Annotated in this window: 8 protein-coding genes; 3 read left to right on the forward strand and 5 right to left on the reverse strand. The window is 65.9% G+C overall.

Translation table 11 applies throughout. The features are described from left to right. The 3 genes from AAF184_22760 to AAF184_22770 all read right to left on the reverse strand — a co-directional run. The coding region (locus AAF184_22760) for a hypothetical protein (protein MEO0425175.1) at window positions 1–193 on the reverse strand (193 nt) is incomplete at its 3' end. 127 nt (window positions 194–320) lie between these two features. After that, on the reverse strand, window positions 321–2,660 hold the full coding sequence (locus AAF184_22765) for a TonB-dependent receptor (protein MEO0425176.1): 2,340 nt from the start codon (window positions 2,658–2,660) through the stop codon (window positions 321–323). 299 nt (window positions 2,661–2,959) lie between these two features. Continuing rightward, window positions 2,960–3,670 (reverse strand): FCD domain-containing protein, encoded by a 711-nt coding sequence (locus tag AAF184_22770; GenBank protein MEO0425177.1) that lies wholly within the window; start codon window positions 3,668–3,670, stop codon window positions 2,960–2,962. 205 nt (window positions 3,671–3,875) lie between these two features. On the opposite strand from AAF184_22770, the gene AAF184_22775 reads away from it, so the two are divergent. The 3 genes from AAF184_22775 to AAF184_22785 all read left to right on the forward strand — a co-directional run bounded on the left by AAF184_22775 (window position 3,876) and on the right by AAF184_22785 (window position 6,934). Continuing rightward, complete coding sequence (locus AAF184_22775; protein ID MEO0425178.1) at window positions 3,876–4,757, forward strand: fumarylacetoacetate hydrolase family protein; 882 nt, start codon at window positions 3,876–3,878, stop codon at window positions 4,755–4,757. A gap of 67 nt (window positions 4,758–4,824) precedes the next feature. Continuing rightward, window positions 4,825–5,601 (forward strand): alpha/beta hydrolase, encoded by a 777-nt coding sequence (locus AAF184_22780; protein MEO0425179.1) that lies wholly within the window; start codon window positions 4,825–4,827, stop codon window positions 5,599–5,601. Window positions 5,602–5,683: 82 nt separating this feature from the next. Continuing rightward, complete coding sequence (locus AAF184_22785; protein MEO0425180.1) at window positions 5,684–6,934, forward strand: amidohydrolase family protein; 1,251 nt, start codon at window positions 5,684–5,686, stop codon at window positions 6,932–6,934. A 150-nt stretch (window positions 6,935–7,084) separates the two neighbouring features. On the opposite strand, the gene AAF184_22790 is transcribed toward AAF184_22785, so the two are convergent. Both AAF184_22790 and AAF184_22795 read right to left on the reverse strand, forming a co-directional pair. Then, on the reverse strand, window positions 7,085–8,245 hold the full coding sequence (locus AAF184_22790) for a spondin domain-containing protein (protein ID MEO0425181.1): 1,161 nt from the start codon (window positions 8,243–8,245) through the stop codon (window positions 7,085–7,087). Between the two features lie 153 nt (window positions 8,246–8,398). Then, entirely contained in the window at window positions 8,399–9,598 is a 1,200-nt protein-coding gene (locus AAF184_22795; protein ID MEO0425182.1) for a S8 family serine peptidase, read from the reverse strand. Window positions 9,599–9,731 lie beyond the last annotated feature (133 nt).

Raw genomic sequence — 9,731 nt, forward strand, 5'->3', positions numbered from 1 at the left:
CGAGCTGCTCGGCGAGGAGTTGGTAGGTGCCGCCCTCCTGCCCGCCGGCGATCACCCAATCGCGCTGCACTGAGAACAGCCCCAGCTGCCAGGCCAGGGCCGTTGCGAACACCACCAGCACCGCCAGGGCGCCGAGCAAGGGAAGCGCTAAGGCGTAGCGCTGTTGTGGGGACGGGTCGGGCTGATCGCTCACGCTGGGGTCTGTTCGCGGTGACTGGGCGCTGCCAACCAGCGCAGTGGGCCCTCACCCTATGCCAAGCGTTTCGCCTTGTCATTACCTCCTACGGTGTCAGCCCGACACTAGGCACCCCACGCCGCGATCAGTTGCCCCCGAAACTGTAGGACGCTGACACGCCCCACAGGCGCGGTTCCGCGTAGCGCGGGCCGAAGGATGCGTTGAACAACTCCGGGTTGTCGTTGAGCGATGGCCCGTAGAGGCTGAACCAGAAGTCCTGGCCGTAGATCACGATGTTCTCGTTGGTGAGGTTGGTGGCCCACAGCTCCACCGCCCAGCCCTTGTTCGATTGGTAGCCGATGTTCGCGTTCACACGAGCGTCCACCCCAGCGCGGAACTGGGGAATGCTGTTGTCGATGAACTCCAGCGAGTACTCGTCGCGATGGAGCATGTCGGCATGGGCGTAGAAGGATCCTCGCGGCGTGTCGCGGCGGTAGTCCAGGGCGATCGTGTAGGACAGGGGAATCGTGCCCTGGGGCGGCGTGCCCTCGGGAATCTCCGCCTCCGGCGGGATGTCCTTGGAGGTGCCGTCCTGCGCGCTGAAGCCCACGGTGGCCGTTAGCTCGTCGGTCATCGCCCAGATCAGGTCGGCTTCGACGCCTTGCACGTTGGCCTCACCGGCGTTGGTGGTGGTGGCGACGCCACCCGAGCCCACGGCGTTGACGAAGAACTGCAGGTTCTCATAGGTGGCGTCGAACAGGGCGACGTTCAGCTGCACACGGTTGCCGAACAGGCGCGTCTTGGCGCCGATCTCGTAGCTGATCACGTCCTCCGGCGCGACGGCGAGGTCCACCAGGGCCGGATCGCTCTGCGCCATGTCGAAGGCACCGCTGCGGAACCCGGTGGCGGCCGATGCGTAGAACAGCAGATCCTCCGTCGGCGTGTAATCGAGGACGGCACGCCAGGTCACGGCATCCCACGAGTCCTCGGCATCGTTCACGACGCGACCGGGCGTGGGGTTCCAGAACCAGTCGAACTCGCCCATGGTCTCGCCGTTGAGTTCCTTGTTGTCCCGCGTGTAGCGCACACCGCCGGTGAACTGCACCTGGTCGGAGAAGCGATAGCCGCCATCCGCGTAGAAGGAGTAGCTGGTGGTCACCACGTTCTCGCGGATGGAGAAGGGATTCTCGTCGAACAGCTCCGGGAAGTTGGTGATGCACGCCGGAGTGACGATGAAGGCCTCGAAGTCCTCCAGGGTCTGATCCGGGCAGCCGAAGATCGCGGAGAAAGCGCCACCGGCGACGGACTCGTCCCAACGGGTGATCACGTTCAAAAAGCGCGTCTCGTCGGCCCGCAGGAGGAAGGTGCCCGCCTGCCAGTTGAAGGGTCCGCCGGTATCCGACAGCACGCGGAACTCCTGGGTCAACACCTCGTTCTCGCGCCCATCGGCAATGGCGAAGACGGGCGTCGGCACGCCGCCGAGCGAGATCGGCTCCTGGTCTGCATCGAAGCTGCGGTAGGAGGTGATCGACTGGAAGGTCAGCGAATCGAATTCCTTGGTCACGTGCAAGCTGCCTACCCACTGCTCGCTGACGTAGCGGCCGTCGCTGAACTGCTGCACCGTGCGCGGATCGTCATCGATCATGAAGTTCTGATCCGCGAGCACGTCGAGATCGACGAAGGACTCCGCCGATACCGCATCACGCGCGATGCCCGTCTCGTCCGCGCGGCTGCGCGACAGGGCGAATTCGAACTCGAGATCGTCCGCAGGGGTCCAGAGCAGCTTGGCTCGGATGGCCGAGCGGTTGACGTTGTCTACGTCGTTGCCCGTGACGGAGTTGAACGACGTGCCATCGCGTTGGCGCGACTGGAAGGCGATGGACCCCGCCAGATCATCGGCGATCGGGAAGGCAACGTAGGCACCCACCTGGTTCAACCCGAAGCTGCCGAGCTGCGCCTGTAGGCGCCCTTCCAGCGTCTCCCCCGGGTCCTGCGTCACCACGTTGATCAGGCCGCCGGTGGTGTTGCGACCGAACAGGGTGCCCTGGGGGCCCCGAAGCACTTCGATGCGCTCTACGTCGAACAGCTCGATGGCGAAGTCCGCCGGACCGCCGTAGTAGACGTCATCGATGAAGAGCCCCACCGCCTGCTCCGCGCCGGCCGAGACCAGCGATGAAGACCCGCCGCGCAGGGCCGGGTTGATACGCGTTTTAGAGAAGGTGTTGACGCTGAAATTTGGGATCTGCAACGAGAGATCTTCGAAGTCGTCGATCTGCAGGCGCTCCACCGCTTCGGCGGAGAACGCCGTGACGGCCACGGGCACCTCCTGCACCGACTCTTCGCGACGTTCCGCCGTGACGGTGACCTCCTCGATCTCGGCGTTGGCCTGCGGCGCGACGAACAGCACGCCTCCTGCCGCCGCCACCATTGCTGTACTCAGGCTGGCGCCCGCTCCCACGCTGCGCGTTAAGGTCCGTCTTGCCATCGCTTCCCACCCCTGGAGTTCGCTGAGCATCGACCGCCCCCGGTCGCCGCCCTCAATGTCTTTAGAACCAATTCCATATCAATTAAGGTTTGATCTGGAATTGGTGCAGCCTAATGACGAGAACGGCGACCTGTCAACAATCGTTTGCGCTGCATCGCGACAAGGGGCCTCGCCCGTGAGCGCGCAAGCTAGCAAGGCCCATAGGCGCGAGGCGGCACCCGCCTGAGCGCATCGCAGTCGGGGCCTTGGGGAGTGCTTCGGGGAAGGCGGTGCGGGAGCGAGCGCCCCGCTTCTAAACGCTAGAGAGCGGGGTGCAGCATGTTGCTGCTCACGGCGAGCAGGTGTTCGCGCAGGGCGCGGCGCAGGGCCTGGGCGTCGCGCTGGCTCAGGGCTGTGACGATCGCCAGGTGATGCTGGTTGTAGAGCTCGCGCCTGCCGTCGGTGAGGGAGCGGCGCTTGATCTCATGCCATTCAGGCTGCTGACGAACGTCGTTGATAACTCCGTAGATACGCCCCAACACGCTGTTACGGGCGGCTCGAATGATCACCGCATGGAGTTCCGCGTCCCAATGCTCGTATTCCTCGAGGCTGCTGGATTCCAGGGTTTTCTCGTAGCATTCCCGCGCATGAGCGATCTCCGATTGGGTCGCCCGGGCCACCACCAGCTCCGCCACCGACGGCTCCAGGACGACGCGAATCTCGTTGACCTCGGCGGGGCTGACATCGGCCAGGTCGACCCGCGGGCCCACCGCTACCGGCAATGGCTCGGACGCGGCGCGCACGAAGGTGCCGCGACCGACGTGGCGCTCGATGACGCCTGAGGACTCGAGCGAGGCCAAGGCCTTTCGCACCGTATTGCGCGCCGCCGAGAACTGCTCGATGAGCGCCTTCTCGGTGGGGATGCGACTGCCCGGTAACCACTCGCCCTCGTCGATGCGGGCGCGCACGAACGCGACGATTTCTTCGGCCTTGCGCTGCGACGTCTCGCGCACGTTGAGTTTCGCTACCACCCTGCGCCTACCTCCTCGGCGATCGAAAGTGCCTGCAGGCTCTGGACCGTACCAGATTGCCTGAGACGCGGCACTGCTATTGGTTGCAATCAATACCAGATCATTTTAGGCTCAAGGCCGTATTGATATGGATATTGTGCGCCATGCAATGCAGCACGCGCAATTCTGCCGCGGCCCAAGCCGTGGGCCCGAAGGAGGCAAGGACGTGCGACTGGCGAGGGTTGAGTTCGATGGGAGTTGCTGGATCGCAGATGCCGATCCGGAGGCGCAGACGCTGACCCTGCTCGAGCGAGAGTCATCGCCGAACGGTCCTGACCTGGCCGTGGCGCTGATCGCGGGCGAGCTCGATACGAAGGCCCTGGCCCAGGCGGGCACGCCGGTGCCCTTCTCCCAGGTGCGCTTCCTGCCCCCGGTTCGCCGGCCCAGCAAGAACGTCATCTGCGTGGGCAAGAACTATCGGGCCCACGCCGAGGAATTCACCCGCAGCGGCTACGACTCCTCCGCCGCGCCCGGCGGCGACAGCGTGCCCAGCGCCGTGATCATCTTCAGCAAGGCGGCGTGCAGCCTCACAGGGGCCCACGACGATGTGCCCGTGCCCTGGCAGATCACCTCCGAGGTGGACTACGAAGCGGAACTCGGCGTGGTGATCGGCAAGTCCGGCCGCCACATCGAAGCCGAGGACGCCTACGCCCACGTCTGGGGCTACACCGTGATCAACGACGTGACCGCACGAGACCTGCAGGCCAAGCATCGCCAGTGGCTGCTCGGTAAGTCCATCGACGGCTTCTGCCCGATCGGCCCGTGGATTGTCTCCGCCGATCAGGTAGCGCCGGAGAATCTGCAGGTGAGCTGCTGGGTCAACGGTGAGCGTCGCCAGCACGCCAGCACGGAACACCTGATTTTCGACATCCCGTCGATCATCGCCACGGTCTCCGCAAGCATGACCTTGGAGCCCGGCGACATCATCGCCACGGGCACACCCGCCGGCGTCGGGATCGGCTTCGACCCGCCGCGTTTCCTGAGCACGGGAGACGTGGTGAAGGTCTCCATCAGCGACATCGGCACCTTGGAAAACCGCATCGTCTAGCGGCTTCCCGCCTCGAGCTAACTTTTTCATTCACTCTCACACGTCACACTCATCTGGAGGATTCAACGTGGGTCATCTGCTGCAGATCAACGGCCGCGCGGTCGCCGTCGACGACTTCGGGGAGGGCACGCCCGTGCTCTGCGTCCACGGCCTCGGCGGCTCATCGAACTTCTGGCGCGCGGTGGTCAACGGCCTCGGCGACGGCTACCGACTCATCGTGCCCGACCTGCCGAGCGCTGCTCGCTCGGCCAACGATCCCTCGCTCTCGATCGAGAGCCTGGCGAGCGACATGCTGGCCGTGCTCGACGCCCTGGGGGTGGAGAAGGCCCGCGTGATGGGCCATTCCATGGGCACCATCGTATGCCAGCACCTCACGGTGATGGCACCGGAGCGGGTGCAGGACTTGGTGTTGCTCGGTCCCCTGGCGCAACCGCCCGAACCGGCGCGCGGCGCGCTCATGGACAGGGCCGGCCTCGCCCGCCGCGAGGGCATGACGGGCATCGCCGACACCATCGCCGACGTGGCCCTCTCCGCTGCCACCAAGGCGGACCTGCCAGACATTCAAGGATTCGTCCGCGAGATGGTGATCCGGCAAGATCCAGAGGGCTACGCCCTGAGCTGCGAAGCGCTGTCCCGGGCCCAAGCCGCGGACGCGAGCGCCATCACCTGCCCTTGCCTGCTGATCACCGGCGATGAGGACAAGGTGGCGCCGCCAGCCAACGTCGAGGCCCTCGGCAGCGCCTTGCCGAGCGCCCGCGTGATGGTGCTCGAGGGCTGTGGCCACTGGACCCTGAACGAGAAACCGACGGAAGTGATGACCGCTATTCGGGCCTTCTACGGCTAAACGGAACGCTCGGGGAGGCCACCGCCTTCCCGAGCCTGCGGCCTGGCGCACCTAACGCGCCTTACCTGGGGGGGTAATACCTATGCAAGCACCGACCACCCTGTTCACGGACGTGAACATCATCGACGGCAGCGGCAGCGATCCGGTACGCGGCAACGTACTGGTGAGCGGCAATCGCATCACCAAGGTGGGCGATGGCGCCGTGCCCGCGGCCGACCACACGATCGACGGTCACGGACGCACGCTCATGCCCGGCTTGTGCGATGCGCACCTGCACCTGACCTGGAACGACCAGCCCACGCTCGAGTACATCACCATGATGCCGCCAGAGGAGCATCTGATTCACTCGATCAACGTGGCCAAGAAAACCCTGATGGCGGGCTTCACCTCGGGCGTCGGCGCGGCGGCCGCCCGACCGCGCTTCGACTGCGTCCTGCGCAACGCCATCAACGAGGGGCACATCATGGGCCCGCGCTACCTCGCGAACGGCCAGGAGATCACCGTGGCCGGTGGCCTCGGCGACACCTCGCCGCCGCACGTGGATCTGCAGGAGCTGTCCTTCGGCTGGCGCGTTTGCGGCCCCGAAGACATGCGTAAGGTGGTACGCATGTACATCAAGTACGGCGTGGACCTGATCAAGCTCAATCTCTCCGGCGAAGAGATCACGCCCGTGCCCGCCCAGTGCTCACCGATGAGCGACGAAGAGGTGGAGATGGCCATGGCCTCGATCGCCCCTTACGGCCTGCGCGCCTGCGCCCACGCCCGCTCCGCCCACTCGGTCAAGCAATGCCTCAAGTACGGCGTGCAGATCATCTACCACGCCTCCTACGCGGATGAGGAGTGCATGGACGAGCTCGAGAAACGCAAGGACGAGTTCTTCGTCGGCCCCGGCCTCGCCTGGCTGGTGCGCACCTCGGCGCACGCGGGTGAGTTTGGCATCTCGCCGGACAGCGAGCTGGCGCAGATCTACGCCCGCGAACTGGAGTACGCCATCGAGGGCATGCGGGAGATGCACCGTCGCGGCATCCGCGTCCTGCCGGGCGGTGACTACGGCTTCGCCTGGACGCCCCACGGCACCAACGCCAGGGATCTGCAGTACTTCGTGGAACTCGTCGGCATGACGCCGATGGAGGCGATCGTCTCGGCGACTCAGCTCGGCGGGCAGATCATGGGCAAGCCGGATGAACTGGGCCTGGTCCGCGAGGGCTATCTCGCCGATCTGCTGCTGGTGGACGGCAACCCGGTCGAGGACATCACGGTGCTCCAGGATCACGACCGCCTGAAGGTGATCATGAAGGACGGCGCCCTGGTCAAGGACACGTCCACCGCTTGAGTCAGCGTTCGGCGCGGCCCCCCACTCGCGCCGCGAGGCGTGTCCCTCCCCGCGTCGAGGACGAGGACTCAAAAAAGGAAAGGCCCATCCGGTGTCGCGGATGGGCCTCTCCACCCGGGTGCAGATCAGCACCCGCCGGTCAGCGCTCTCTTAGCGCAGCGTCACCTGACCGCGGATCTCACCTGCCGGGTTCGCGTCGGTGTGGATGTTGATGTAGACGTTGCCCGCCGCCATCTCACCGATCAGAGTCTCTAGGTCAGCACCGGCCAGCACGTCGACCAGGTCAGCTTCGGTGATCTGAGCGTTGACCGTGTTGCCGTTGATGCCAGCGCCGAGGTCCACCACGACCGGGCCGTTCACACCAGCCTGAGCCAGATGCAGGTGGGCCATGGTGATCGGGCCGGTCAGGTCCTGAGTACCCACGATCACGCGCACCGTCTCACCGCCGGTGGCGATGACGCGGGCACGGCCCGTGCCTTGCGAGGCGATCTCTTCCGCAACCACTTCGTTGTCGGCCGAGAGCGCAGACACGAAGTTCTGGTTGGCGGCGAGGTCGAGGTAGCGGAAGGACACGCGCACGATCGCATCGTCGGCGTCGTTGAAGTCACCGTTGCCGAACACCGGGTAGTTCAGCACGCCGTCGGGGTAGGCGAGCGTGCCGGGAGCGGCGAAGCCGGGGGCCGGCGTGGTGACGGGGAGGTTCTCGGTCACGCCGGTGTTGCCAGCGGCCTGGGCCAGGAACGCGACATTGGAGGCGATCTCATCGTTCACTTCCGTGCCGGCGTCGTTGGTCTCGCCGCCGTCGACGATGAAGTCTTCGCCCACGAACTCACCGGCGTCGTTGAACAGCTGGTGCGCGAGGGGGTTGCCGTTGGCGATGAAGAAGTCGTTGCTAGGGATGATCATCGAGGCGTAGCTGAAGTAACGATCCTGGGTGGGGTCGACGCGCAGGAAGGTGGCGGAACGATCGCCAGGCGCGAGGGGGCCGCCAGGACCGGCGAGGCCACTCACCTGCGGAGCGGTCGGCTGCAGCAGCTCGAAGGTCGCGGTGATCGGGCCGTTATTGCCGTCCTCGGCCAGGGCTTCGATTTCGTTGCCACCCAGGGGCACGTTGGCCGGCTGGCCGCCGTCGTAGCTGTCGAAGGTGCCGTCGTGGATACCGAGCCACACCGGGGTCAGGAACGTGCCGCGCGAGGGCTGGACGTTTTCGACCGTGACCACCACGGCGGGGGCGGAGTCGGCCAGCACGGGGGCGGCGGTAGCGGAGAACATGGCGCCGATGACGGCAGCGAGGGTAAGGGTGCGGGACATGATATGTGGCTCCTTCAGTTCGATGTTGAGGACCAGCGAGCAGCGGTTAGTTGTTTCGCTCGGTGATCGTTGACTCGTGCACTTAATGCGTCGCACGTGTCCCTAGGTCGAAGGAGCCTGAGAAGCGGTTCAAAAAAATTCTTCGAATCGTGATCAGCGCGTGGCCGAGCACTGGGCGGAAAGCGCTGGCAAGCCGAAGCCGAAGGTTTCATCGTGCCCGGGAGCACCGAGGTCACGCGCCTTGTCCGCGAGCGATTGGCGCACACGGCTGGCGCTGGAGAGGTCCTTGAGGCTTGGATCACTCGCGATGATGGAGACGACGAAGGGACTCGCAAAGGAAGTCCCCGTCACGTAGCGCCCTCGCCCATCGGCCTGCACGTAGATGTCGACGCCGGGCGCGGCGAAGTCGACGTGGGCGCCCATCACGGCCCCGTCGTAGATGCGAAGGGCGGCGTCCACGGCGGTCACGGCGATCACGTCCGCAAAGGCGGCGGGGTAGCGCGGCGGCGAGTCCGGTCCCTCGTTGCCGACCGCTGCCACCAGCAGCAGGCCCACGTCGGTCGCTCGCTGAACGGCTCGATCCAGGGCCCGGTTGTAGGGCCCGGCCAGGGAGACGTTCACCAGTTCCACCCGGGACTGGACCAGCCAGTCCAAGGCACGTATCAAGGTGCTCGCGCTAGGCCCCGCCTGCGGGCGCGCCTCATCGAAGACCACCGCCGCATGCAAGGTCCCCTCGCGCAAGCGGCCGTCGCCGATGAGCGTCTGCGCCACGGCGGTACCATGCGACCGCCCGTGTGCCGCCACCTCGCCGACGAAGGACGACGTGACGATACGCTGGTCCGCGAGCGACGGCGCCGTGAGGTCGACGCCGCTGTCGATCATGCCGAGTCGCCGCAAGCTGGCACAGCCCTGGGCCGGCCACTGGATCATCGCGTGGGCGAACTCCAGGGGCTGCGCCATGACAGCGGCCGGGGTGCCCGCATCCGTGCTGAGGCCATACTGATGATCACGATCGGCGGTAGCGTGGGGCTCCAGCCGTTCCAGCTCCGCGGCGGCTTGGGTCACGTCGAGGCCCGGGGGCACGGCGAAGGTCAGCATCACCACGCCGAGCCCGGGCAGACGCTCCCGACGCAGCAAACGGAACCCTTCCCGGCGCGCCTTGCGCTCGAGCAGCAGCGCGAGATCGACGTTGTTGATCAGGGCGATCACCGACACGCCGTCCTCGGCCACCTCGGCGCGAACGGCATCGGACGGTTCCCCCGTCAGCGGCGGCGGCTTGAGGTGAAAGCTCTCGCACGCACTCACCAGCAGCAGCACCGACATGCAGAGCAGACATTTGAGAATCGAGCGCATGGTGGAGCTCTCCTTAGTGTGGTGTCCCGCAAGTTCGTTGAAGAATTCGCGGGTACTTTTTGCCCCTAGGCACGTTGCTCCTCCTCCCGTGGGGCCTGCCACGCTCGTCCTCGCGCCGCACCTAGGAACAAAA

The sequence above is a fragment of the Pseudomonadota bacterium genome, from assembly GCA_039815145.1.
In the GTDB taxonomy this organism is placed as follows: Bacteria; Pseudomonadota; Gammaproteobacteria; order Steroidobacterales; family JBCBZW01; genus JBCBZW01.

Bases quoted from the DNA above. Each gene is read 5' to 3' on its own strand.
- AAF184_22765 (MEO0425176.1), bottom strand. From the start codon at position 2,660: ATGGCAAGACGGACCTTAACGCGCAGCGTGGGAGCGGGCGCCAGCCTG.
- AAF184_22795 (MEO0425182.1), bottom strand. From the start codon at position 9,598: ATGCGCTCGATTCTCAAATGTCTGCTCTGCATGTCGGTGCTGCTGCTG.
- AAF184_22790 (MEO0425181.1), bottom strand. From the start codon at position 8,245: ATGTCCCGCACCCTTACCCTCGCTGCCGTCATCGGCGCCATGTTCTCC.
- AAF184_22785 (MEO0425180.1), top strand. From the start codon at position 5,684: ATGCAAGCACCGACCACCCTGTTCACGGACGTGAACATCATCGACGGC.